This is a genomic window from Companilactobacillus sp. y65-5 (genome assembly GCF_057541095.1).
On sequence record NZ_BAAJOA010000005.1, the window covers coordinates 88060 to 114104 of the forward strand.

Genomic DNA, 26045 nt, shown 5'->3' on the forward strand with positions numbered 1-26045 from the left:
GCTAAAAGTCTAATCTGAGAAGCTTATAAATAGTCTATTTGATACTGTCGACCGCCGTCCAAGTGAAGGTTGAGTTGTACTGACCGGAACTGTTGTCCAAGACGCTGAACTTGAGTCGCATGTTATCCTCCAGTTCGCTGTCAAAATTTTTGAATGCTGGTGAATCAACTGTCGGTGGATCCATATATCCAACTACAACTGGCGTGGAGGAGCCACTGACTAGGGTGTTACCCCAGTACAAATCAGCATTCAGCGTATTACCATTACTACTGTTGACGAATTTTGAGGAAGATAATGTCAATTGAATGTCGCTGTCAGTGCCCGTCGTAGATGGCAAATTACCGTCATAGACCGTCAACGAGTCCCCACTGATCGTCGGTTTGGCAGTGACATCCCCATTGTTGTCACCGCTGCCGTAAGCGTGCGTTCCAAAGTCGATCGTCGGTGCGGTGACGGTGAAGTCCGAACCGACGACGAAATAGAAGTCGACACTTTCCGTAACCGATTCGATTGACTGTGAGTCTTTGACCGTCATCGTCAGAACCGCCTTGTGAACTCGACTATCACCCATATTGATCGTCCCACCGTTAGGGTCGTTAGGATCCTTCATTGCGGCTAGATCGATATTATATTTTCTTGTGCCGTCTATAGTAACTAAACTACCGCTTACTGTAGGCAATTTTGCATACGCTCCACTACCATCGACTTTGAAAGCAAAATCAGTGCTGCCATTAGCAGAATAATTTATTGTTAATGGTAAAGTACTACCTCTAGCATAGTAAGGTTTCTCTGCCGAGGTATTAGTCGCTGGTGACGCAATGCTCAAAGAATGGAACAAATCTAAGTGTACGTAACTCACTTCGGCCATTGTCGAAGTTTCATTAGAACTGTTGAAGTAAATCGGTGTCTTTCCAGCTGACAGACCATTAATTACTGATGACGGAATTTTAACCGTGAAGGTATTATTAGCACCAATAGTTCCAGTAAAAGTTGCTAACTCTAACCATTTTTCCTTGTTAGTATTATTAATTTGATAATAAATCGTACAAGTGTTGCTAGTAGCACTATTCCAAGTTCCACTGATCGTATAATCGTTATCATAAGTAATCTGAGTAGGATTGTCTTTTGTACCTGGATTATTCAGTGTAATAGCCGGTGCGGTAATCGTGGCCTCTTTAGCCAATAAGGCACTGGCTGCCATAAATCCTGAATAAGCGACCCTCTTAGATGCCACATCAACCACGCTACTGCCTGCCTGTGACCAATTACCGTCGGTATCTTTCATCCAAAAATAAATCGTATGATTACCAGTTTGGCCGGTCAGATCGATTTTTTCATCCAGTGAATGCACTACTAAATCGTGGCCTTCAGTTGCGGATTGCGTATAGTCAGTTATTTTGGAAGCCTTGGAGGAATCATTATCATCGACACTATAATACAACCCTACCTGCTGACTGTCGTAATCATACCAGCTACCACTGACTTCATAGCTGGTACTGGTACTGACTGGATCAGTGGCCGTACCTGGCTTAGTCAAGTTCAAAACCGGTTTATTGGAAACCTCGATATTAGTTGCCTGCATCAAATTAGTCGCATCGATCTTAGCTAAATCCTTGATGGCTAAGTTATTGTTGCTCATATCCCGAACAACTAAATTATCAACCGAGGCCTGGTTCATTTCCACATTAAACGAGCCAGCGTAGTCGCTATTCATGTTTTTTTGGAGGTTAACGATGACATAGCGTGAAGCCTTATTGGTGATGACATTGTCGTCACCTAATTCTGACTTGAGATAGTCAATATCCAAATTGTCATAGTCTGGTGAATACAGTACTAGTTGATTACCGGCATCGGTCAGTTGATAATGGAGCGTTACTTTATAATTATCGTTATCAGTCATAGTCGTACCAATACTTGCGGAAGTGCTGGCAGTTTCAGCTCTGACATTATTGCGCACCAAAACAAGCGGTATCAAATAAATAATAATAATTAAAAACGATAGCATGAATTTATTTATTTTCCTCATTAAGATAACCCCCGATCGAAAGCTAACTATACAAATTGGATAGTATACAACATGATTATAATAACGCATAAATATGAATTTTTAAGGTCAGTTTAGATAAATAAATTTATCATAAACAAAAAACCACAGATAATCATCCGTGGCTTTTCACTCATATTTAAAATTAAATTATTTATTAAGCATAATACCCGGCTTTGAATCCTTCCGCAGCAGCATCTAAAGCATTTCTAGCTTGAACTACATCACCAACTGCGACTACGTTGTCTACTTTATCTTGCAACGACTTCAAAAGTTCATCGTCAGAGTGATAACCCATCGCCAAGACGATCTCATCTGCCGGAATCACCTCATCAGTTCCTCGATGATCGATGACGACATCTCCCGCGTCGAATTTTTCGACTGAAGCGTTGGTGATAACCTTGACCTCATGATCACGGAAGAATTTCTTCGTTGGAACAGTTCTAGCGATACCGGCATTGATATCACCAGTCATTTCTATGATAGTGATATTGCCGCGTTCAGTATCTGCCAAGTACATTGCCGTCTCAGTCCCGACTTCACCACCACCGACAACGACGATATTACCAGCTATTGGTGCTTCACCTAACAAGACATCTTTTGAAAAATGAATATTGTCGCCATTGATACCCGGAAGATCAGGCTTGTTAGGGTCACCACCAGTAGCGACGATAACCTTGTCAGCATTGAATTTGAGAACTGAATCGACCGTGGCTGCGTGATTCATCACAACATTAACACCTAAGATATTTAATTGTTTGCGTAGGAAAACTAAGAAACTGGCATATTCACCTTTAGCTGGTGGATAAGTGGCTGAAACAAACTCGCCACCTAATTCATCTGTAGCTTCCCATAGGGTTACATCGTTACCTTGTCGTCTAGCACTGATGGCTGCTTCCATACCTGCTGGGCCACCGCCGATGACTAAGATATTTTTGGCCGGCTTGTTCTCGTCAAAAGTATATTCCGTCTCATGGACAATTTCTGGATTAACTAGACACTTGATAGATTGACCGTAGAGTAAGCTACCTTCGCAACCTTGCAAACAACGAATGCACAAGTTGATGTCACCGAGTCTACCTGTAGCAGCTTTGTTTGGCATCTCCGGATCTGCTAGAGACTCTCTAGCCATGCCTACAAAATCACAAATATTTTGATCCAAGACATTTTCAGCCATTGCTGGGTCATTGATACCGTTGGCAATGATCAATGGTATATCGACCAACGATCTCACACGCTTGGCGTTGACTTCGTTATAACCTCTTGGAGTGAACGATGAAGAAATAACTTCAGGAGCAAACGACGTATATTCACCGTTGGATAAGTTCAAAGCATCAAAGCCCAGCTGCTCTAAATACTTAACTATCATCATGGTTTCAGCCATCTGACGACCATCGACAGTATCTTCAGTCAGCGAGAGACGTGCGGTTACTGGGAAATCCACTCCGACTTGTGAACGAATCTCATTGTAGATCTCCTTAATGATCCTGATTCTATTCTCAAAACAGCCACCGTATTCATCACTACGTCTGTTTTGTCTCGTACTCAAGAATCCGGCTAGTAAATATCCATGAGCCAAGTGCAATTCGATACCGTCAAAGCCTGATTTCTTCAGTAAACGAGCGGTATTACCAAATTCCTTAACTATTTGATGAATCTCGTCTACGGTCAGTTCGTGTGGTATCTCACGGTTGAATGGGTCTGGAATCCGAGAAGAAGCGACTGGTTGAACTCCGCCATTGACGCTGGAGTTAGTCTGGCGACCGGGATGGAAAACTTGTGCAAATATCTTAGTCCCGTATTGATGAATCGTGTCTGTTAACTTCTTATTGTCAGCAACTTGTGATTCTTTATAGAGACGAACACAATTCTTGTATCCGACCCCGTGAGGATTGATTCCGTAATCTTCAGTAATGATCAGACCAAAGCCACCACGAGCCTTGGCTTCGTGATACTTAATAAATTCATCCGTTACATTACCATCTTCATCACACATATTCGTGACCATAGCTGGAACAACAAAACGATTTTTGATTTCACATTGATTGATTTTATATGGTGTAAACAATTTCTTCAGATACATCAGATATACCTCCACAGACTTCTAGATTTATGTATAAGTCCGTTATATAGTATGTAGTAACTACAAGGTCAATCATTATTTGTGATTTTTTACTCAAAGGAGTGATATCTTATCGATTATTTTAAAATTGGTGACATAGCGAATTACTTTAATATTTCGAAAGAAACCGTTCGATTCTACGAACAGAAACATATAATTACTTCGATCAAAGATCCTAGCAACGGATACAGATACTACGGTTATCCTGAAATAAATCAAGTCGCTGACGTTATACAGTACCGACAGTATGGTTTCTCGTTAGAAAAATTATCACAATTAGTGACTAAAAATAACCCTGACGAGATATTGTCTTCATTAGCATCGCAAAAAATTGTGATCCAACAAAAAATCAACGAATATCAGCGATCATTGTTAAAAATATCACAATTACAAGCCAATATCGTTAAACTCAAGCAAAATCTCAACCAACCAGAATTTGTAATCAGTCCTGCGATGGTCTTTGATGAATTAAAAAACTACGGAACCACTAAATCACTCGAAGATACCAACGAAACATTACAGTTACTTCACCCTTCATCAGATTTCATGGCTGGTTTCATTCTACACTTAGATAAAAAACGAGCAACCGACTGCAAATGGGGCATCGTCACACTCGCTGCTGAAAAAGATACCTTCGTGTCCTACTTGATTCCAACTTATTCCTTACACTGTATTTTTGATGCCGGACCTGAGAACGAACTCCAACCACGCTTCAATGATCTATTAGAACAATATCAAAATCAGTACAGATTAGAGATAGTCGGTGATCCATTTGGTAGAGTCTTACTGCGTTGTCACGACCACGACATCCGTCAGCGTTTCATGGAGGTCTGGATTCCTGTCAGCGATATTTGTTACAACCAATACTGTGATGATCAGAAGTAAAAAAATAAGACGAAAACCAAATTGGCTTTTCGTCTTATTTTAGTTATATCTGACTATTTTGCAGCAGCAGCTTCGTCAGCATAGATTTTGTTTCTCTTCTTCATTTCGTGTGCGTACCAGATAAATACTAATAGGTATGCGGCGATTGCAAGTGCAGCGTAAAGTACAAATGTGATTTGTCCCTTAGATGCGTTACCAACAAGGTAAGCCAAGAATTTTTCAACTGGACCTTCCATTGTTGAATGAGAAATCATTGTTCCTGATGCAAGACCCTTAGGGAATGCGCCAAGTTTCTTAGCAGTTTCTGTAACGAATGGTGCTGATAATGTACCGGCCCATAGGAAGATTGGTAGTTCCAAAGCACCGATAACGATCATACGAACGATCTTACCACGTGTAACAACTAGCAAGGCTGGTGTAACACCCATGGCGATGATACCACCAAGAGGTAAAATCTTGTTTCCAGGTAATACTAGAGATTCAAGTAACATGATAGGTGCAAGAACGTTAGCAGCAGCCCACATTTCGGCACGACCAGCGATAAATGGCCAGTCAAGTCCAACGTTCATAGTTCTACCTTTAAGTTTCTTGTTAGCGAAGTCTGTGATACCTTGTGACAATGGTTCAACGGCAGCGATAAACCATGAACCGATAAGTGAGAATAGTTCCAAACAGAAAGCAGCTGTAAATGATAGTGTAAAGATTTCTTTAACACCTTGGTGTGAAAGTAATCCGATAAAGATACCTAAGTAAACACCAATGGCGAATTTGCTTCCCCAGAAACCGATCTTCTTGTTCAATGCGGCAGCATCGAAGTCGAATTTGTCTAACCATGGGAAGACAACATCAAAAATCTTGTCAAAGACCATGATGATAGGATTCATCATGTAGTTCATATGTGTTGTAGTCATTGGGTTTGAAGCTGGAGCATGAAGTAGATCGTTAAAAGTAGGTTTCATCAAGTCTGAGTTGATAATCTTCAAAGTACCAATGAAAACGACTAGAACTGTAGCGATAAGTAGGTTTGCTCCAAAGAACATTGATAGCAATCCAACGAAAGCTAGATGCCAAATATCGAAAATATCAACATCCAATGTGTTTGTCTTGTTAATAACGATCATAACAACGTTGACGATAACCATGATCAACAAGAAGTACAAAGTATATGGTGAACCCCATGTAATAGTAGCTAATGGAGCCCAACCCAAGTCAGTAACTGATAGTTGAATACCAGTTGACTTAACGAAGGCGTTCAATGCGTCTTGGAAGGCTGTTGTCAACAATCCAATAACGGCACTGATAGCTGTAAGAGCGATGGCTAATTTAATACCACCCTCCAAAGCCTTAGAGAATTTAACTCTAAAGACCAATGCAATGATAGTCAAAACGATTAACATCATAGGTGCAGCACCTAAATCAATTAAAGGTTTGAATATCGCATTGGCAAAATCAATTATTCCTGACATATCTGTTTCCCCCTAGAATTTTATGTCGGTAGATCTTAATGCCAAATACAAAAAACCGAATTCCTAAAGCAAAAGGCTAAATCTTAGCCCTTACCGCTTTCTTTAATAACCTTTTCAACAGCGTCGTATACAGGTGCAGCCATGGCAGGCATTCTGTATAAGATAGGACCAGCATCAACTATAGGAACTGCAGGTTCGAATCCCAAGTCAGTTGCGGCGATCGGTGTGAATAGGTCGTAACCATCCAACATATCTTCTGTAATATCTTTAACCATAACGGCATCACATTGAACGTCGTATCCACGGTTGCCCATTTCTGTTTCCAAAGCATCTTTGATTTGGTGACTTGAGTTAACTCCGGCACCACAAGCAGCTAAAATTTTGAACATAATAAACACTCTCCTTTAATTAGTTGTTATCTTTTGCATACTGCGTAAATTTGCGAGTTAAGAATGAATAAATATCCTTAGGATCGCTGGCCTTAAAGAATGAAACCAACTCGTTTTCAGACGTACGAGCCATGAAATCCATGATTTGAGCAAGGATATTTGATTGTCCTTCTGGGTCGTTGTTCAAGATCATGAATAAAAATTTAACTTCAAATTCCTTCGATGGATCGATCATATTATGGAAAGAAATTGAGTTGTTTAATTTGATAGGAACGATCATACGTGCTTTGACGAATTCACTCTCCGTATGCGGAATTGCGATATTAGGTATCTTTGGTGATACAACTGACATATCGATCCCGGTTGGATAGTTTTGCTCACGTTCCAGCAAATTATTAATGAAATCCTCTGTTACTAGATCCCTCTTATATAAAGACTCAGCTACTTCGCGAAAAACCTCTTCTTGGTTCGAAGCATTTGAAATAAATACTTCGTTTTCGTTAAATAGTGGATCAGTAGCCAAATTGCTCATTAATGCCACCACCTGCCTATTGGTTGTTTGTTTTTGTTTACAAGACAATAGTAAACGCTAACATAAAAATTGTCAACAATTATTGTCAAACTTATGTTTATGCTTACTTTCTTCCTATAATGGCAATTTTATCACAATGAAAAGGTTTTAAAAACTGCGTCAAAAAACATTGACAACGAACAATATAGATGCTAAATTGTGTTTGTAACGAACAATAGTAAACAAAAAGAGGTGGTCTTTTGTTAAAAAAGGAACGCTTTCTAAAGATAATATCTGAATTAGATAAGAACGATATCGTTACTGTTAACGACTTAACTTCTCTACTCAACGTCTCTGATATGACGATCCGCAGAGATCTTGAGGAGCTATCCGAATCTGGTAAGTTGATCAGAATTCACGGTGGTGCTCAGAAGGTTAATGTTTCTCCATTAGAAGAAGCTTCACACATCGAAAAACGTGAAGTTCACATCAAGGAGAAACAAGAAATAGCTAGGTTAGCAGCCAATGAAATTCGTAACTTCGATACTATCTTTGTTGGTCCTGGTACAACATTAGAATTAATTGCTCCCTATATTAAGGATGTTAATTCTTTGAGAGTTGTAACCATAAGTATTCCTGTCTTTGAAAGTTTTAATAACGCCGATACTCAATGCGAATTGATCTTAGCCGGTGGAATTTACAGAAGCAGATCGGGAACACTGATTGGTGCACTAGCAAGTAATGCTGTTAGTGGACTGACATTCGATAAGGCTTTTGTAGGTGTTAACGGTATTCAAAATTCTCAGATCATGACCGCTAATACTGAAGAAGGTCGTATCCAAAGCATTGCTTTAAACAATTCACAGACAAAATACATTGTGGCTGACAAATATAAGTTGAATCGGAATGATTTTTATACATTTTACAGCTTAGATGATGTCGATTACCTGATCACAAACAAGAACACTTCTTATGAAACTTTAGATTACTATCAACAATATGTAAGAGTTATCAATGATAATAGGAGGAATTAATTTATGAAGATTGCATTAGCTTCAGACAAAGCAGGATTTGAATTGAAGGAATACATCAAGAATTATTTAAAAGGCGAAGGTAAGGATTACGAAATCGTTGACCTTTCAGAAGAACCAGCTGCTGATTTCGTTGATTCATCTACTGAATTAGCTCATTACATTCTTGACAAAAAGGCCGACCGTGGTGTTATGTTCGACGAATACGGTACAGGCTCAGCCATGGCAAGTAACAAGATCCATGGCATGGTCACAGCTAATGTTACTGAAGAAAACACTGCTCATATGACAACACAACACAATGGTGCTAAGGCTATCGCAATGGGTGCTGGTATCGTTGGTAATAAGAGAGCTGAATCAATCGTGGACGAATACTTAGGTGTTGACTACGCCGGTGGACGTCACCAAATCCGTCTTGATATGCTTGAAAAATTAGTTTAATCGAAGAAAGTTAATTTAAGTAGGAGGAAAATAAATTTATGATTATTGCATTAGGAAACGACCATATTGTTACAGATGTTAAAATTCAAATTTCAGATATGTTGAAAGCTATGGGCCACGAAGTCATCGATGTTGGTACATACGACAACACAAGAACACATTACCCAATCTACGGCCTACGTGTAGCTGACCTTGTTCGTGATGGCAAAGCTGACTACGGTGTTGTACTTTGTGGTACTGGTGTTGGTATCTCAACTGCTGCTGACAAGAACCAAGGTATCCGTGCTGCATTAGTTGCTGACACAACAACTGCTAAGTATGCTAAGGAACACCTTAACGCTAACGTTATCAGCTTTGGTGGTGCCGTTGTCGGTGAACATCTTGCTGAAGAAATCGTTAAGGCATTCTTAGCCGCTGATTACTTAGGCCAAGATGATGATCTTGTTAAGAAGATCGACGCTGTTGAAAATGATGACAACCCAGAACAACATGACAATCCTCACTTCTTCGACCACGAAATGAAACTTTGGAATGAAGGCTACTACCACGACTAAAAAGGAGCTCAATTAAATGAGTAATTCAGTTCTTACAATTACAATGAACCCTTCAGTTGATATCTCTTACCCACTAGAACATTTAAAGATCGATACGGTCAACCGTGTCAAAGAAGTTTCGAAAACTGCTGGTGGCAAAGGCTTAAACGTTACTAGAGTTCTCAAACAATTAGATGTTCCCGTAACGGCTTCAGGTATTATTGGCGGTACTATCGGTCAATATATCTTGAACCAACTCGACGAAAACAAAGTCGATCACGCTTTTATGAAAATCAATCAAGAATCACGTAACTGCATCGCCATTTTGCATGACGATGGTGATCAAACAGAAATTCTTGAATCAGGTCCTAGCCTTTCTGAATCAGATGAGGAGAGCTTCTTGGAGCATTTCGAAGAACAAGTAAGTGGATTCTCATTAGTGACGATTTCAGGAAGTCTACCTCAAGGTTTGTCAGCAGCCCTCTACTCCAAGATGGTAAAAGTTGCGGCAAAGCATAACGTACCCGTGATTCTGGACAGTTCTAACGAAGCTTTAAGATTAGCACTTGAAGCTGACGTCAAACCATTTATGATCAAACCAAATCAAGACGAGATAGCTCAACTTATAGGCAAAGAAGTTGAAGACTTGAACGACTTGAAGGAAAAATTAGCAACTGAGGAAATATTCAAAGATATTCCTTGGATCGTAGTATCACTCGGCTCAAAGGGTTGTTTCGTAAAACACATCGATAAATTCTTTAAAGTAAACATACCTAAAATAACTGCCGTTAACCCTGTTGGCTCAGGTGATTCTACTGTTGCTGGTCTTGCCGCTGGTATCGTAAATCAAGAAAGTCCAGAAGACGTTATGAAACGCGCAATGACTGTTGGAATCTTGAATACCCTTCAAGAAAAGACTGGATTTATTGACATTAACCAATATAAAGATTACTTTGAAAAGGTAAACGTAGTTAACTACTAATTTGTTTAAAAAAATCGGAGGAATTACATACATGACACCAAAGAAATATGCAGCACTCGAAAAAATGTCTGACAATAACGGAGTTATCGCCGCACTTGCAATTGACCAACGTGGCTCACTAAAGAAAATGCTAGCAGCTGCTTCAGGCAAGCCAGCTAACGAAAAAGATATCGTTGAATTCAAGAAAGTTATCTCAAGTGAATTGACACCATATGCTTCATCAATCTTACTTGACCCAGAATATGGTCTTCCAGCATCTAAAGTACGTGCTGAAGGTTCAGGTCTTCTAGTTTCATACGAAAAGACAGGTTACGATGCAACAGAACCTGGTAGAATGCCAGATTTGATCCCAGAATGGTCAGTTCGTCGTTTGAAGGAAGCTGGAGCAGACTCAATCAAGTTCTTGCTATACTTTGATCCAGATGAAGACAAAGAAATCATCGACCACAAGGAAGCATTCGTTGAAAGAATCGGTTCAGAATGTGCTGCTGAAGACATTCCTCTATTCGTTGAACTTGTTACATACGACGACTCAATTGGTGACGTTAAGAGTGCTGAATATGCTAAGGTAAAGCCTCACAAAGTTATCGAAACAATGAAAGAATTCTCAAAACCAGAATACAAGATCGATGTTTTGAAGGTTGAAGTTCCTATTAACCTTGACTATGTTGAAGGCTACAATGGTGATAACGAAGCCGTTTATACTAAGGAAGAAGCAGTTAAGTACTTCAAGGAACAATCAGATGCTACTAACTTGCCTTACATCTTCTTGAGTGCTGGTGTTAGTGCTGAAGCCTTCAGAACAGAACTCAAGATGGCTAAAGAAGCTGGCGCAAGCTTCAACGGTGTTCTTTGTGGACGTGCTACATGGAGAAATGGTATCGAACCATTTGCCAAAGATGGTGAAGAAGCTGGTAAGAAGTGGATGAACACTGAAGGTAAGAAGAACATTGAAGAACTAAACGAAGTCTTATCAGAAACAGCAACTTCATGGAAAGACAAAGTTTCAAAAGACTAATCCGATATTTAAAGTAAGTTAATACTACAAAAAGACGATCAGGAATCAATTCCCGATCGTCTTTTTTGTTATCTAACCTACCTTAATAAGGTTTGGTGTATGTTTTGTCACTGGCAAGAACTTCTTATATATGTCCTCTGTCCGTATCTTCATATATCCAGTCGTAGTACCGTCACTACAACCGTACCATTCCTCAGCCAGGACATCTTGGTCAAATACGATCTTGACCTTATTATCCGTATCCCAAAGACTACTAAAAACCGTTGCCGCTCCGATCTTAGTATCGAGCATCGTCTCCATCAATTCCTTTGGAGCGAACGAAACTCTGGAGATATCCAAGGCGTTACTAAAATCTTTGGAACGAAATGGTTTATCGCCTACCGTGATGAACAAATAAAAATTAGTCTTTTGACGATTACAAAGAAATAACGTCTTCACCATCTTCATGTTCAATTTATTATCGATCACAACACAGTCATCCATCGTGATAGCTTCGTCAGTATCAACTCGTTCAAAAGGTATCTTCAATTCGGCTAAGGTCTTATAAACTTGTCCTTGAAGCTCAGTCTTAAATTGACGTGGAGCTTCTTTTTGTATTTCACTTACATAAAACATGGTCTTTCCACTCTCCTGCTTGACTTTTATTATTTTCAGCTTAGCATGTACTTTTAGATTACAAAAGCGAATTTATGTCATATTATCTATGACTAAATCAGATATCATTTACTAGGATGGTGATAAAAATATGAATATCCAAAAATACTTAGCCTTCGTAAAAACTGTCGAATACGGTAGTTTTACTAAGGCGGCCGAGATTCTCAAGTATTCGCAATCGGGAATCAGCCGTATGATCAATGACCTAGAAAAAGAATGGCAAGTGGTCTTATTAGAGCGAGGAAAATCTGGTGTGAAATTGACTAGTGATGGCATGAAGTTATTGCCTTTAGCTAAAAATATTTGTCTTGAATACGAGAAACTTCAAATGGAAGTGGATGAACTGAACGGACTACAATCGGGACTGATTCGCATTGGAACCTTCTCTAGTGTCGCAACACACTGGCTGCCTAACATCATCAAGGAGTTTCAAAAAGACTACCCTAACATCGACTATGAGTTACTGCTGGGTGATTACACTGAGATCGAGCAGTGGATAGCCGATGGTCGTGTCGACTGTGGCTTCCTACGCCTACCAACCGATCCAGAATTTGAAACTATCCCTTTGGAACAGGACCGATTGTTGGCGATCCTACCTGAAGATCATCCTTTGGCGAAGCTCGAGCAAGTCCACATAAGTGATCTCTGCAATGAGCCTTTCATGCTCTTAGAAAAAGGTGCTCAAGCTGAGATATCCGCATTATTCAAACGTCAAGGTCTCACCCCCAAGGTTCATTTTACGACTTGGGACGATTACGCCATCATGTCAATGGTCGAAAGTGGCCTTGGGATCAGTATCTTACCTGAGTTGATTTTAAAACGGATTCCTTATCGGATCGTTGCCAAAAAATTGGACGTTCCAGCGTACCGTCAGATCGGTCTCGCCTTACGCAATAAAAAAACTGCTTCTTTGGCCGTAAATCGTTTCTTAGACTATTTACAATATCATTAGAAACACCTACCTCATAACATTGATAGCCCTTCCACAAAATGTCTATGGACATTTTTTAAGTGTATTTTTGAACCATATTATTAAAATAATTTTTATATAAAATGAATTTATAGGTAGAGCGCATGTGTTAAAATTATTGGAGATTATTATTAAGGAGAACTCTCATGCGACTAAAAAAATTTGCCGTATCTGTGATTTCACTTTTATTAATTTTGTCTTGTTTTCAGTTTGGAAATATCGTTTCAGCTGAAGAAGTCAATAATGATCCCACAACTGAAGAAGACCTATACTATCGTGAACCTACCGGTGATGTTAAAAAATTCTTCGGTATTTGGTTGACGACTGGTTATGCTCTACAACCAAAAGACAACACTTACGTTACTGTCGGCAACTCGACCACATTGCGGACTGATGCCGCTCGTTCGATGGTTTATGCCATAACAACATTCGACCGTTGGGCCAGATATCAATGGTACAAGTATACGCCCGGCGATAAAGAGTGGACTAAAGTCAGTAAGAGTGACGGTGGAACTAAGCAAAACTTGACCGTCACCCCCAAGACGGCTGACGTGACCACCTACTACCAGCAACAAGTACAGTGGCAAGGGCTCATTCCTAGTATCTTTGCCAAAAAAATCTACTCTCACGTGGCCGCGATACATTCTGTGGCAGTACCAGTTGATGGTCAACAAATGACCGTTAGAACTGACGACGATTATATTTATAGTACTTCCTTTGAGATGGCTTCGACGTACACCTATGCTCACGCTGACATCTTCCCCGAAAATTATACTGGTGACGTGACTTGGAGCATCGATGACACTTCACTCGCAACGATCGATTCCGATACAGGTTTACTGACCGCTATCAGCAAGCCTGAGGTCCACGGTACAGTCACCGTTATCGGTACCCTACATAATCCAGTCGGAGACGATATCCAAGCCTCAACAGAAGTAAAGGTCGGTCAAGGTCTGGAGGATCAAACCGTCAAAGCTGGTGAGCGAGCTACCTTCTCTATTGAAGGTAACTTAGGTGAACTGGATGATATCGACGATGGCGATGATGAAGACGGCGGAGATGGTAGTGACGGTAGTAACGAATACACCGTCAAGTGGTATAAGGATAATCCTGACGGCTCTCGTGAACAGATCAATAAGGACGACGAATTGAATGGTTCGCTATCGGTGACGACTGATCCAACTACTATGGAAGATGACAATCAAACTAAGTACCAAGCTGTTATCAATGTTAAATTAGGTAGTCTCAATCGTAGCTACACTACCAACAGGGCAACTCTAACAGTCATCCCGAATGGCTCCCCCAATATAACGATCAATAACACCCTCAAAAATACTAACTATCACAATGATCTAGATAGCGATCTGCATCTGTTCGACGTCAATGAAGGTGACAAGATAACTGAGACAGCGACCATCAGCAATGACAGTGGTACAGGTGTCCTGACTAACGCCTCCTACCACTTGCCAATCAGGGAAAACTCTACCATAAAATCAGTAATATTAGATGACAACGAACTGTCGTCCGACGACTATGATGTGACGACTGCTTCAAATGACGGCACCAAAGAATTGATCATCAAGAACCTAGGCTTCAGCACTAAACAGAGCCATAAAGTACAAGTGACGACCGTCGTGGGAAATGTCGATCAAAGAACGACACAGCGGACCACACCGTATCTGACGGGACAAGTGACAGAAGCTGATGATTATACTGTCAACGGTGCTGAAGAAGCGATAACCTACTCGACCAACCAGATACAAATGAGCGTGAAAGATATCGACTTCGGTACGATCAGTCCCTTCTCCGCTAAACAGACGATCTATCGACCTGACCATCTGAATGACCCTGAAAATGTAGTTGAGATCGATGACCAAAGACGCAATAAGAACCATGCTGAAATACGTGTCCAACAAGCTAGTGATTTCGTCAACGCTGAAGACGTTAAGTTACTCGGTAATTTGAAATTCTACAGTAACGGTGATGTATTCGATATTTTAGGCAACGACCAAACTATCCAAGCTACCGATGCTGGCAACTCGGTTCCCTCGATCAAGTGGGCCAAAGAAGAGGGTATCTTATTGAAGATGAACAACAACAACCTTACGGCTGGAATTTATAACACCCAGTTGAAGTGGTCAGTTGTTGAGAGCATATAAAAAAACTCAAGATCATCATCTTGAGTTATAAGTACACTTAGCTGGGACAATACTTGGTCTCGGCTATTTTTTTATTGTTTATGCATCATGACATCCAGAATCGAATCATCAGTCTGTCCAAAACCATCCGTGACCAACTTACCCAATCCACGGATCGTGTCATCGACACTGGCTTGAACAATTCCGTTAGTAGCTGGAACTTCCACGCCCTGGATCGCCAAGTCCACTGCACGACTTAGAGACGAGACGGCGGTAGCGACTTTCATCGGACAGGAACAACCAGCCCCGTCGCAGACCATCCTTGCTGCATCACCGATCATATTCTTGATCGCGGCGCCTGCCTTGTGATAGTCGTTAGTCAGTAAGTAGATCGACCCTGCTGCAGAACCCATTGCGGCTGAATCTGTCGCACAAAACGCTGACAAGACTGGAAGGAACGCATGAACGTACAGTGCTGTGAGATGCGATAAGGTCAAAGCTCTGATCAATTGTTCTTCACTAGCCTTCTCATGTTTTGCTACAACACAGACAGGAACTGTAGCCGTGATACCTTGATTACCTGAACCAGAATTAGACATCGCCGGTAATTGCGAACCACCCATTCTGGCATCAGCGGCGGCAGCTGTATACCGCACCATCTGATCAGCTACACTATCGCTTTGGAGTTTAGATGAGCTGAGTGACTTGCCGACTTTGGCACCATAGTCATTTTTTAGTCCATCATCAGCTAGGGCCATATTAAAATTGGCTGCTTTACGAATGAAGACGATATTGGAGAGTGGTTCTGTCATCGCAAAGTCCCAAATATCTTTGAGTTTGACACCTTGCAAAAATTTTTTAGTCTCAGAGACCGCATGTGGAGCTGGACGTTCTTTAGAGTAAATGACTTGCTCGTTCTTTTTGATCAGGAAGATGTTCGTATGACTGCCGGCGATACAAACCTGAACTGTATCTGTCTCGGTCGCTACAGTGACTTCGACATACAAATCGTCTTCGACGTCAGCTACACTAGCAGTGATCTTACCCGACTCTGCCAGTGAGATGATGTCAGGAACCGCTGACTGTGGTAACTTTGAGATGACACTCAGTCCAGCCTTAGGGTCACCGACGATCACTCCTGCCGCTGCCGCGACCAACAAGCCCGGTTTACCAGTACCAGGGACTATGACTGCCATAGCATTTTTCATAATATTGTGCGATACACTGACATCGATTTTTTTAATATCACTATCGTCCAGATGTGACACACAATTGGCCGCCGCCAAAGCCACAGCCACCGGTTCAGTACAACCAGTTGCAGGAACTACTCCCTCCTTTAGGCATTTCAGAAACATATCGGCATAACTACCTTTACCTGTACCAGCTTGTTGAATCATGACGGCTCCCTTCCTGAATAATTTTCTACACTTTGTTAAGAATATAACATATTTGGCCCAAAAAAGCGTTATACCAGTTCGAAAACTGATATAACGCTTTTTTATTAAAACAATATTATTATTTACATGATACTTCCAAATATTTGGCCAATCTTGATTGCAATCCATCCCAGAGGAGTGGTTGCACCACTATTTAGACTGATCATTGTCTTAACACCATTAGGGATAGTGGCGTTCGACATATGTGCTGCTTCAGTATATGGAATAGCAATATCCGTGCCAATATATAAAATGCAAATTACCATTAAGGTTCCTGAAATAAGCATTCTAAACATATCCTTTTTACAGTAAGCACCCATCATTGGCAAAATAAAAATCAACGATGGTAAGTCTACTAGTGGTAATACTTTATTACCTGGTAAAACAATAGCCAGTAATAAAGTAATCGGAATTAATAATAATCCTGTTGCCATTACTGCCGGATCTCCAGCCATCAGAGCGACATCCATACCAATATATATCTCTCTATCTGGATATCTCTTTTTAAGTTTATTTTCTACAGCTTCACGAATTATAGTTAATCCCTCCATTAAGATATCTACCATTCTAGGAAGTAATAACATGGCTGCAGAAACTTTGATCGATAGGGATAAAATATTTGGTACTGAAAATCCTGCTAGAACACCAATTAAAATACCTAAAATAAATCCAATTACTAACGGATCTCCCAAAACACCGAATCTCTTATTGATTTTCTCTGGACTTAACTCAATTTTATTTAATCCTGGAATTTTATCAATTAGCCAATTAGTGAAAATTCCAAAAGGTGTCCATGGTGCAGTATTCATATGTGGGAACGAAACACCTTTTAGGTTAAATTCCTTTTGTATTCGAGGAGCCGTCCAATCAGCAACTTTTAGCAGTAATACGAATAATGCAATCATGATGATAACTGAAAGGATGAAATTATGAGTGATTGCAAGTACTACAGCGCCGCACACTAAGAAAATCCAATAATTAAAAATATCAATATCGATAGTCTTAGTAAATTTAACTGCAAATAACAATAGATTAATTATTAAGAAGGAGAATACTGCAACCGGCATAAGTACAGAACCCCATCCGATTGTAGATGAGTTAGCCCATCCGGTATCAAGTATAGTTAAATGTACCCCAAATCTTTTAACCATTGCATGTGTTGCGGGACCCAAGCTATCTAGTAACAGATTGATAACGATATTTAAGCCTGTGAAACCAACTCCGACTAAAAGAGCGGCTTTAAAAGCTTTGCCTATTTTTACCCTAAAAATCAATCCAACAATGAAAAAGATTATCGGCATTAATACGGCGGCACCCAGTGAAATAATCGTATTAAAAAATTCCATCTCACTTATCCTCCGTTTGACATACTTTTCTTACCGCTTTATTCCAACCATCTAGTAAGTTATTACGTTCTTTTTCATTGATTTCATTATTATAGTTACGATAATTAATAATCTCTTCTAAATGAATTTCGTTATACACTCCTAAAGCTTTACCTGCACAGTAGGCCACACCAAAAGCACTAAATTCCTCCATATCTGGAACACAAACATCAACATTAGTTATATTACTTTGAAATTGCATTAAATAATTATTAGCCGTAACACCACCATCAACTTTTAGTACTGAAGTTTTTTTATTCATTTCTTTATTAATAAGTGAAAGAATATCTTGTATTTGATATGCAATGGAGTTTAAAGACGCCTTAATAATTTCAGATTTACCAGTGGTACGTGTCATACCTGTCAATGTTGCGGTAGCTTTAGAATCCCAATATGGTGCACCTAATCCTGAAAATGCTGGTACAAGATAGGTTCTGTCATTAGGTATAGCTTGCAATGCATACTTCTCTGCTTCCTTGGCGTTATCAAGTAATTTGACGTCTTCGACAAGCCACTTAATTACCGCACCTGCGTAGTTAATATTACCCTCAGCAACATAATTTAGTTTATCTCCTAGTTTCCAACCGATAGAAGTAACAATATTATTAGAAGCTACCGGTTTATCTCCAATATTCATCATTACTGATGAGCCAGTACCAATAGTTGCCTTTACATCACCCTTATTCCAACACCCTTGTCCATATAATGCGGCTTGAGAATCCCCTAACATACAGTGGATAGGTACCGGATTATCTAAAACACCATCAAAATCAGTATATCCAAATAAGGAATTTGATGATTGAATCTCAGGAAGCGCTTTCATTGGTATGTTAAAAATATCACAAAGTTCCTTATCCCAAGAGACATCATTAATATTTAATAATTGAGTACGCGAGGCATTAGAAGGCTCTGTTTTAAAACTCTTTCCTTTGGTTAATCTATACAACAACCAAGAATCTATAGTTCCTAAGCACAATACATCCTCTTTGGCGGCTTCATCTACTTCTGGAATATTATGGATCATCCACGAAAACTTGGCCGCTGAAAAGTAAGGGGATAATTGCATTCCTGTCTTAGACTTAACTACTTTTTCGTAACCCTCAGAACTAATTTTATCTACTACATCTGTAGCACGTGAATCTTGCCAGACAATTGCCTTAGTGAGTGACTCACAAGTATCTTTGTTCCAGGCAGCAGCCGTTTCACGTTGATCAGAGATTCCTACACCAACAATATCAGATTGTTCAACATGAGATTTAGATACCAATTCTTTTATCAGAATAATAATATTACTATAAATCTCTTCAAGATCATGGCTAACCCATCCCTCATCATTTATTAACTGTGCATGAGATTTAGTTTTTTTCAAAACAATATTACCCAGTTCATCAAATAACAAAGCTTTTGTTCCTTGAGTACTTTGATCAATGCCAATAATATATTTTCCCATTTTCTTATCCCTTCTAGTTCAATATAGAATTAATTGTTTTAGCTACATCCAGACCATCGATTCCATAATAATCAAATACATCACTTTGCTTTCCACCAATTACAAATTCATCTGGAAAACCAACTATCTTCAATTTCGTCTTCTTATTAGATGACATCTCTTCGGCTATCGCCGATCCTAGACCACCATATACGCTATGTTCTTCGATACTCACAAGTAAATCATGTGTACTTGAAAGTTGAGTGATAAGTTCTTTATCTAACGGCTTAATAGATGGCATATCTACTACTGTTGCATCAATTCCATAATTTTTTAAGTTATCCGCTGCATCCAATGCTACTTGAGCAGTCTCGCCAGAACCAATAATGGCTACTTGACTACCCTCCCTTAAAACATTGCCCTTACCATAAGTAAATGCTTCATCAACAGAATTATATATATCTGATAAAACCTTTTTACCAATTCGAATATATGCTGGTTTCTCTGAATGTGATAAATAATCAAACAATGCTTCAGTTTGATATTGATCTGATGGCATATATACTTCTAGATTGGGCAAAGCTCTTGTTATTGCTAAATCTTGTAAAGAGTGATGAGTTGCTCCCAAATCGCTATAACTGTTTCCTCCACTAATACCAACTAATTTAACGTTTGAATTTGAATACGCTACGTCCACTTTCACTTGTTCAATACTACGCATGGTCAAGAAAGCAGCTGGGGATACCGCAAATGTACGTTTTCCTTCATGTGCCATTCCCGCACTTATTGTTACCAAGTCTTGTTCTGCTATCCCAATTTCAATTATTTGATTCGGTAACTCTTCAGCAAAGGGATTCAAAGAACCTGAACCACGTGAATCGCTTGTCAGTACATACAAATCTGAATTATTTTTACCTGCTTTAATAAGCTCATTGCACATTACTTCTCCTGCTTTACGACCTGTAATCTTTGTTTCCAAAATATTTTCCTCCCTACTTTTTTATTTTTTCAAGCTCTTCAACCGCCTGTTCAAACTGTTCTTTAGTTGGAACCTTATGATGCCATTCGGCTCTATTTTCAGCAGGTTTTAGACCTCTTCCCTTAACCGTGTGAGCAATTATCATAGTTGGACGATTTTTTTGAGGTTCGATTTCGAGTGAATTCACAATATCACTCATATTGTTTCCGTCTATTTCCATAACATTCCATCCAAATGCTTCATATTTATCTTTTAAGGGAGATGATTTCATTACATCATCTGTAGATCCTGTAATTTGTAGACCATTATTATCAATAATTGCTGTCAAATTATCCAGTTTGAAGTTACTGGCCGCCATAGCAGCTTCCCATACTGAACCCTCTGCTTGTTCACCGTCACCCATCAAAACGTATATATGATGATTTTGAGCACTTTTTTTTGCCGACAGTGCCATTCCGACTCCCAACGCTAACCCGTGACCCAAAGAACCTGTATTCATTTCAATTCCGGGTACCTTATTATTCGGATGTCCAATTAATGGAGAATTTAGTGTGGAATAAGTATCTAGTTCATTTTTGGGAAAATACCCTTTATCTGACAAAATACACCATAAATTTTCAACGGCATGACCCTTACTTTGAATATAACGATCACGATCAATCCAATCTGGTTTAGATGAATCTTCATTCATGATTTGATAATATAACGCAACTAAAATATCCGTACACGATAAATCAGATCCAGTGTGTCCTGTCCCTGAATTATAAATAAGCGTCAATACGTTCTCCCTAATCTCTGCGGCTTTCTTCTGCAACTCTTCAATACTCATTTTTAAATTCTCCTTTCTTTGTGATAAGTTTAACATCATAACTAAAAAAATCAATAGACTTTTAGTTCTTTTTTAGTTAATAAATTCAAAGTTATTTATTTTTCAGTGATTTACGTTATAATAATAACAATTGAAACATATGTGTAATCATCCAATCTATTTAACTAACTAAAATTGAATTTATTTTTTAGTTACACTTTATTGAATAGAATTGTTATTATATTTAAGCGAGGAATATAAATAATGAAATTAGAAGATATAGCCAAGCTTGCCAACGTTTCCATATCGGCAGTTTCTTTGGCTCTTAATGATCGTCCCGGAATAAGTGACAAAACACGGAAAAATATTTTAAATATAGTTAAAGATAATGGATATAACCCACCACGTAACTCCAAAATAAATTTGAGGAAAATAAACGTTATCATCACTCAAGACGAACTCACCAATCAAAATGTTTATTACAGCTTATTTAATTCACTTAGTGTATTGGGCAAAAAATCAAAATTGATATTTACAATGCAATTCATTGAACAAGATGACATCATAAATAGTTTAGAATCCGAAAAAATATCGAAAAAAAATGATGGAATAATTATTATTTCTAGTAATATTCCATCTGATTCATTAAATTATTTAGATAATTATGAATTGCCTGTTCTACTAGTAAATTATCCAGATCGAAGCACTGGAATAACTTCCATATCCATTGATTTTTATTACAGTGGGTTTTCATCAGCAGAATTTGCTACAAGAAACCATAAAAAAATCGGTCTAATCGCCTCCAATAACTTTGCATTAGCAACAAATCAACTTAATCAGGGTGTAAATGATTATATTTCTAAAAATAAAGATAGTATAAAATTTAATACATTATATAAATCACCAACAACTACCGAAGATTACACAAAGGAATTCAGCCAACTGATTTCTAACAATAGTTTACCCTCCTGTTTTTTGTGTGATACTGATATTCAAGCAATAAATGTTATCCGTACAGCTAGACAAATGAAGTTATCTGTACCAAATGATATTTCAGTCATTGCCTTGGAAAACTTTACGGATAATCACAATATAATACCTAGTTTAACTAGAACCGGAATTTCCTTAGACTTCTTCAGTCAGCAGATAGATTCATTGCTATCATCCATGTTCTCATCAGATTTCTCTCCTATGAGAATATTATTACCAACCAAAATAATTTATGGCGAATCCTTTAAGAACTAAAAAAGCGTTATACCAGTTCGAAAACTGATATAACGCTTTTTTAGTTTTAATTGAATTAGATTCCGTCGTCTTCGGCGTCCGCTTCAAATTTATTTTCTTTATGCACGAATAATTGAGTTTGAGACTTACTAGTCTCGACGAGTTTCTCTGCTAGCTCTGATGCATTGCCATCAAAGGAAGATAATTGTAGACCTATCTCCATCAATGACCCTACATTACAACCGCATGTAACTTGAATATCCTTATCGCTACTCATACTTAACTTGACGGCTTCTTTAAAGGGGGTGCCACCGAGCAGATCACAGAAGAAGACTACTGCATCGTCATCTTGGATCTCTTCAGTAAATTTTGCGGAAAGGTTTGTTTCATTCATATCTCCAGTGAAATCAATAAAACTAACTCCAGGTAATTGGCCCGCTAGAAGTTTGACCGTTGAATAAATTCCTGAAGCAAAATTTCCGTGTCCCGTAACAACAATTTTCATTTTACAAGACTCCTAACCATGATAGAGCAATAGCCAAAATAAAAGTAACTAGAATCAAGACTACTGGACTAACGTTCTTCTTCTTGAGTAACCAATACAATAAGAATGTATAACCTAATGGAAGAATATTAGGGAAAATACGGTCAAAGAATTCTGTTTGGAGCGCGATCGTATGACCAGCTGTAACTGGTATCTTAGTCTTAACCGTGATCTGAACATATGTTGCGATCAAACCACCGATAACTGTACAACCTAGGACACTAGCTGCATGTGAAACGATTGCTGAATTCTCACGGATCTTCGAAATGGCCTTAGTACCGGTGGTATATCCTAAACGAGCGATCGGAATACGAGCAAAGAACATTGCTACATAAACGATGAAGAAGATCAGTGGTCCTAAGATACTTCCTTGTTTAGCAAATGATGCTGTGATACCAGCAACAATAGGTAGAATTGTGAACCAAGTGATGGCATCACCAATCCCAGCTAAAGGACCGAACAAAGCGATTCTCAAACCATCAATAGTTGAACGTTTCTCACCGTTTTCTTCCAACGATGCTTCCAATCCCATCAATAATGGGGCTGCATAGTTGTTAGTATTGATGAATTGCAAGTTAGACTTCATGGCTTCTGCCAAGCCCTTCTTGTCTTCTCCATAAATCTTCTTCAATGAAGGTATCATGGCTAAAGTCCAACCATCAGCCTGCATTCTTTCGTAGTTCATAGCTGACTGGTTGTAAATCGATCTAATACCTAGCATGCTGACGTCATGCTTAGTTAGTTTTCCTCTTGTTGGAGTTTCTGATTTTTTAGATTCCATCTTCGTCGTCTCCTCCATTTGAATTTTCCATAGCTACTTTCAACTTCTTATCGTTTTCTGCATCACGTTTGCTTCTATTGTATTCGATCAAAGCTAGCGCAACACCGATAACGGCAACAGGCATCAAGTTTCCAAACTTAATGAAGCAAGCGGCTGTGAATCCGATCAATAAATATGGAACGTAACGTGCTTTTAACATACTCTTTAGTAACAAACCAAAACCAACGGCAGGTAAGATACTACCAGCGATCTCAAATCCATGACTCAACCATACTGGCATGGCATTAACTAATGATTTCATTGGACCTTGTGCACCATAGACACACAAGAAAGCAATGATACCGTATGTCAAACCAACGATCCATGTTGGCAATAACGCTAGATTAGTGAATTTCTTTGTTTCGCCCTTTTCAGCATATGTATCAAGCTTCTTTGTCAAAACTGAGAACGCTGAATAGTAGAATAAGATAATATATTGCATCAAGATACTAAATGGTAAGGCTAATCCAATAGCCGTAGCCGGGCTCTTACCAGTTGTATAAGCTAACACAACGGTCATGATACCAGCCATGATTGGGTTAGGCGGCTGGGTTCCACCAACCGGAGTTAAACCAGCAAAGGCTAGTTCAGTTAGTCCGGCTGCAACGATACCCAAAGTAATGTTTCCTAAAATAAGTCCTGTAATGGTACAAACTATCATTGGTCTGAAGATATAAAAACCTTCCCACCAAAAGTCAATACCAGAAATAATAGCGAACAGACCGATCAACAGTCCTTGCATCATTGTAACTTGCATCTAGATCACTTCTTCCAATGGTTGTTTTTTGTCCTCTGGTACTTCTTGAACGTATACGTTGGCACCTTTGTCAGCACATGCCTTTAAGTCCTCTTTGTCTTTGTCATCCATGTACGTATACTTAGTAACTTGTTTTTTACCATCTGAGAAGTGCATATTACCAATATCAATATTCTTGATCGGAACTCCACCCTCAACTAATTTACGTGCATCCTCTGGTGTACGAACAACGATAAAAATCTTTTGTCTGGCACTGGCACGATGAATATTATTAATAGTCTTTTCGATTGTCCAGAAACGGATTCCAACACCTGAACTGTCAGCCGTAGCTGCCATAAGTTCTTGTTGTAGTGGATCGTTAGCTGTATCGTCGTTCGCAACTAACAGTAAATTAGCACCAACAGATGAAGTCCATACGACACCCACTTGTCCATGGACTAATCTGTTATCAATTCTAGTTAATACAATATTAGGCTCACCCATAACAATTCCTTCTTTCACTTAATTAAAAACATGATCAAATCCCTAACAACAATCGATTGACTGTAATAAATGAATTTCCCATCCTCGATACCCTTGGTAGTGACGTTAACCATTGGATCTCCAACGTTTAAATCAAAGATCTTACGATTTTTACTAGTAGCCAAGCTGGCTTCAGTCTTCGAAGAAAACTCAGCTCGCATGTCATATCGCTTCGCCAAAAAGGGAATCAGATCCTTGCTCAATATTTCATTTTTGTGAATCATTGGGAAGCTATCAAACGGCAAAAAGACCTTTTGATTAAAAACCGGCACGTCATCCGCTAAGTATAAGTATTGGAGTGAATAGAGATAATCATCTTCACTCAAGCCTAACTCTGTCCTGGAACGTTTCTCAGTACCATCAACGTTTACGGCGAAGTTTTCCAACTCTATCGTTGGTATAGCGCCCATCTTCTCGATCATCTTAGGAACGTTCAGATAGCTTATTTCCAAATCAGATTCGTCTTTCGACATTACGAAAGACCCTTGACCTTGTTTCTTGTAAATGTATTTCTTATTTTCTAACTCTGTCAAAGCACGTCTGACAGTGATTCTCGATACGTTATACAACTCTCCCAGTCGTTGTTCCGACGGCAATTTGCTATTCTCGGGTAGCTGTCCCGATTCAATTTGCCGAATCAACTTGTTCAACATACTTTGATACAGTGGCATTGTATGACCCATAGGAATTCCTCAACTTGTTATATTATTATAACAACCACGACCTTATTAAAGCACCATGACATCATGATGTCAACGCTTCCATGAAATGTGTTGTTATTTTTTTCTAATCATTTTCTAATATGGCACTTGTGCACTTTTTATCAAAGATTTAGTTCACACGTAACATATTGCTGAATATTCTAGTTTATAAGTAAATAATTGCTAGTTATTAATATATTTAATGAGTTATAATTTTTTTTTAATAGATTAACTATTGGTATATATGGTTCTAGCT

25 protein-coding genes and 1 pseudogene are annotated in these 26045 nt (G+C 39.0%); 10 read left to right on the top strand and 16 right to left on the bottom strand.

Annotated features, from left to right (window positions below; all coding sequences use genetic code 11):
- Positions 1 to 34 precede the first annotated feature (34 nt).
- Positions 35 to 2026, bottom strand: a complete 1992-nt coding sequence (locus tag AC27FM_RS09655; RefSeq protein ID WP_487087775.1) for a hypothetical protein — start codon at positions 2024 to 2026, stop codon at positions 35 to 37.
- Positions 2027 to 2201: 175 nt separating this feature from the next.
- Entirely contained in the window at positions 2202 to 4127 is a 1926-nt protein-coding gene (locus AC27FM_RS09660) for an oxidoreductase (RefSeq protein WP_487087777.1), read from the bottom strand.
- Between the two features lie 126 nt (positions 4128 to 4253).
- Here AC27FM_RS09660 and AC27FM_RS09665 point away from each other — a divergent pair.
- Positions 4254 to 4436: pseudogene (locus AC27FM_RS09665) on the top strand (MerR family transcriptional regulator); the annotation flags it as partial.
- Between the two features lie 9 nt (positions 4437 to 4445).
- Complete coding sequence (locus AC27FM_RS09670) at positions 4446 to 5051, top strand: hypothetical protein (protein ID WP_487087779.1); 606 nt, start codon at positions 4446 to 4448, stop codon at positions 5049 to 5051.
- 53 nt (positions 5052 to 5104) lie between these two features.
- Here the strand turns inward: AC27FM_RS09670 and AC27FM_RS09675 are convergent, their stop codons facing one another.
- The 3 genes from AC27FM_RS09675 to AC27FM_RS09685 all read right to left on the bottom strand — a co-directional run bounded on the left by AC27FM_RS09675 (position 5105) and on the right by AC27FM_RS09685 (position 7438).
- Positions 5105 to 6517, bottom strand: a complete 1413-nt coding sequence (locus tag AC27FM_RS09675; protein ID WP_487087781.1) for a PTS transporter subunit IIC — start codon at positions 6515 to 6517, stop codon at positions 5105 to 5107.
- Positions 6518 to 6600: 83 nt separating this feature from the next.
- Positions 6601 to 6906 (bottom strand): PTS sugar transporter subunit IIB, encoded by a 306-nt coding sequence (locus AC27FM_RS09680; RefSeq protein WP_487087782.1) that lies wholly within the window; start codon positions 6904 to 6906, stop codon positions 6601 to 6603.
- A 19-nt stretch (positions 6907 to 6925) separates the two neighbouring features.
- Positions 6926 to 7438: a PTS sugar transporter subunit IIA gene (locus AC27FM_RS09685; protein WP_487087784.1), complete on the bottom strand. Its 513-nt coding sequence runs from the start codon at positions 7436 to 7438 to the stop codon at positions 6926 to 6928.
- 239 nt (positions 7439 to 7677) lie between these two features.
- Between AC27FM_RS09685 and AC27FM_RS09690 the strand changes: the two genes are divergently transcribed.
- The 5 genes from AC27FM_RS09690 to lacD are packed head-to-tail and all read left to right on the top strand — an operon-like array spanning position 7678 to position 11422.
- Positions 7678 to 8451 carry a DeoR/GlpR family DNA-binding transcription regulator gene (locus tag AC27FM_RS09690; RefSeq protein WP_487087786.1) on the top strand — a complete coding sequence of 258 codons (774 nt, stop codon included), beginning with the start codon at positions 7678 to 7680 and terminating at the stop codon, positions 8449 to 8451.
- Between the two features lie 3 nt (positions 8452 to 8454).
- Positions 8455 to 8889 carry a galactose-6-phosphate isomerase subunit LacA gene (lacA, locus tag AC27FM_RS09695; protein WP_487087788.1) on the top strand — a complete coding sequence of 145 codons (435 nt, stop codon included), beginning with the start codon at positions 8455 to 8457 and terminating at the stop codon, positions 8887 to 8889.
- A 38-nt stretch (positions 8890 to 8927) separates the two neighbouring features.
- Positions 8928 to 9443 (top strand): galactose-6-phosphate isomerase subunit LacB, encoded by a 516-nt coding sequence (lacB, locus tag AC27FM_RS09700; protein ID WP_487087790.1) that lies wholly within the window; start codon positions 8928 to 8930, stop codon positions 9441 to 9443.
- A gap of 16 nt (positions 9444 to 9459) precedes the next feature.
- On the top strand, positions 9460 to 10404 hold the full coding sequence (locus tag AC27FM_RS09705; RefSeq protein ID WP_487087792.1) for a hexose kinase: 945 nt from the start codon (positions 9460 to 9462) through the stop codon (positions 10402 to 10404).
- 31 nt (positions 10405 to 10435) lie between these two features.
- A complete protein-coding gene (gene lacD / locus AC27FM_RS09710; RefSeq protein ID WP_487087794.1) occupies positions 10436 to 11422 on the top strand; it encodes a tagatose-bisphosphate aldolase in 987 nt (328 codons plus the stop codon).
- A gap of 72 nt (positions 11423 to 11494) precedes the next feature.
- On the opposite strand, the gene AC27FM_RS09715 is transcribed toward lacD, so the two are convergent.
- Positions 11495 to 12037 carry a prolyl-tRNA synthetase associated domain-containing protein gene (locus AC27FM_RS09715; RefSeq protein ID WP_487087796.1) on the bottom strand — a complete coding sequence of 181 codons (543 nt, stop codon included), beginning with the start codon at positions 12035 to 12037 and terminating at the stop codon, positions 11495 to 11497.
- A 130-nt stretch (positions 12038 to 12167) separates the two neighbouring features.
- Between AC27FM_RS09715 and AC27FM_RS09720 the strand changes: the two genes are divergently transcribed.
- Complete coding sequence (locus tag AC27FM_RS09720) at positions 12168 to 13028, top strand: LysR family transcriptional regulator (protein ID WP_487087798.1); 861 nt, start codon at positions 12168 to 12170, stop codon at positions 13026 to 13028.
- A 164-nt stretch (positions 13029 to 13192) separates the two neighbouring features.
- A complete protein-coding gene (locus tag AC27FM_RS09725) occupies positions 13193 to 15205 on the top strand; it encodes an Ig-like domain-containing protein (protein WP_487087800.1) in 2013 nt (670 codons plus the stop codon).
- Positions 15206 to 15276: 71 nt separating this feature from the next.
- Here the strand turns inward: AC27FM_RS09725 and AC27FM_RS09730 are convergent, their stop codons facing one another.
- The 5 genes from AC27FM_RS09730 to AC27FM_RS09750 all read right to left on the bottom strand — a co-directional run bounded on the left by AC27FM_RS09730 (position 15277) and on the right by AC27FM_RS09750 (position 21242).
- The gene (locus AC27FM_RS09730) at positions 15277 to 16581 is read right to left on the bottom strand and encodes an L-cysteine desulfidase family protein (RefSeq protein WP_487087802.1); all 1305 of its coding nucleotides are present in this window, start codon (positions 16579 to 16581) and stop codon (positions 15277 to 15279) included.
- A gap of 122 nt (positions 16582 to 16703) precedes the next feature.
- Complete coding sequence (locus tag AC27FM_RS09735) at positions 16704 to 17966, bottom strand: PTS galactitol transporter subunit IIC (protein ID WP_487087804.1); 1263 nt, start codon at positions 17964 to 17966, stop codon at positions 16704 to 16706.
- A 1-nt stretch (position 17967) separates the two neighbouring features.
- Positions 17968 to 19455, bottom strand: a complete 1488-nt coding sequence (locus AC27FM_RS09740; protein ID WP_487087806.1) for an FGGY-family carbohydrate kinase — start codon at positions 19453 to 19455, stop codon at positions 17968 to 17970.
- Positions 19456 to 19468: 13 nt separating this feature from the next.
- Complete coding sequence (locus AC27FM_RS09745; protein WP_487087954.1) at positions 19469 to 20374, bottom strand: transketolase family protein; 906 nt, start codon at positions 20372 to 20374, stop codon at positions 19469 to 19471.
- A 52-nt stretch (positions 20375 to 20426) separates the two neighbouring features.
- The gene (locus tag AC27FM_RS09750) at positions 20427 to 21242 is read right to left on the bottom strand and encodes a transketolase (protein ID WP_487087808.1); all 816 of its coding nucleotides are present in this window, start codon (positions 21240 to 21242) and stop codon (positions 20427 to 20429) included.
- 243 nt (positions 21243 to 21485) lie between these two features.
- Here AC27FM_RS09750 and AC27FM_RS09755 point away from each other — a divergent pair, with 243 nt between their 5' ends.
- Positions 21486 to 22466, top strand: coding sequence for a LacI family DNA-binding transcriptional regulator (locus AC27FM_RS09755; RefSeq protein WP_487087810.1), 981 nt, complete (start codon positions 21486 to 21488; stop codon positions 22464 to 22466).
- Between the two features lie 55 nt (positions 22467 to 22521).
- Here AC27FM_RS09755 and AC27FM_RS09760 read toward each other — a convergent pair whose 3' ends face one another.
- Genes AC27FM_RS09760 through AC27FM_RS09780 form a run of 5 tightly spaced genes read right to left on the bottom strand, consistent with a single transcriptional unit; the run spans position 22522 to position 25771 of the window.
- On the bottom strand, positions 22522 to 22950 hold the full coding sequence (locus tag AC27FM_RS09760) for a PTS sugar transporter subunit IIA domain-containing protein (protein WP_487087812.1): 429 nt from the start codon (positions 22948 to 22950) through the stop codon (positions 22522 to 22524).
- Position 22951: 1 nt separating this feature from the next.
- On the bottom strand, positions 22952 to 23770 hold the full coding sequence (gene agaD / locus AC27FM_RS09765) for a PTS galactosamine transporter subunit IID (protein WP_487087814.1): 819 nt from the start codon (positions 23768 to 23770) through the stop codon (positions 22952 to 22954).
- Entirely contained in the window at positions 23760 to 24566 is an 807-nt protein-coding gene (agaC, locus tag AC27FM_RS09770; RefSeq protein WP_487087816.1) for a PTS galactosamine transporter subunit IIC, read from the bottom strand. The genes agaD and agaC overlap by 11 nt, the downstream gene beginning before the upstream one ends.
- Positions 24567 to 25049, bottom strand: coding sequence for a PTS galactosamine transporter subunit IIB (gene agaB, locus AC27FM_RS09775; RefSeq protein ID WP_487087817.1), 483 nt, complete (start codon positions 25047 to 25049; stop codon positions 24567 to 24569). It abuts the gene before it with no gap.
- A 14-nt stretch (positions 25050 to 25063) separates the two neighbouring features.
- Positions 25064 to 25771 (bottom strand): GntR family transcriptional regulator, encoded by a 708-nt coding sequence (locus AC27FM_RS09780; RefSeq protein ID WP_487087819.1) that lies wholly within the window; start codon positions 25769 to 25771, stop codon positions 25064 to 25066.
- Positions 25772 to 26045: the final 274 nt, after the last annotated feature.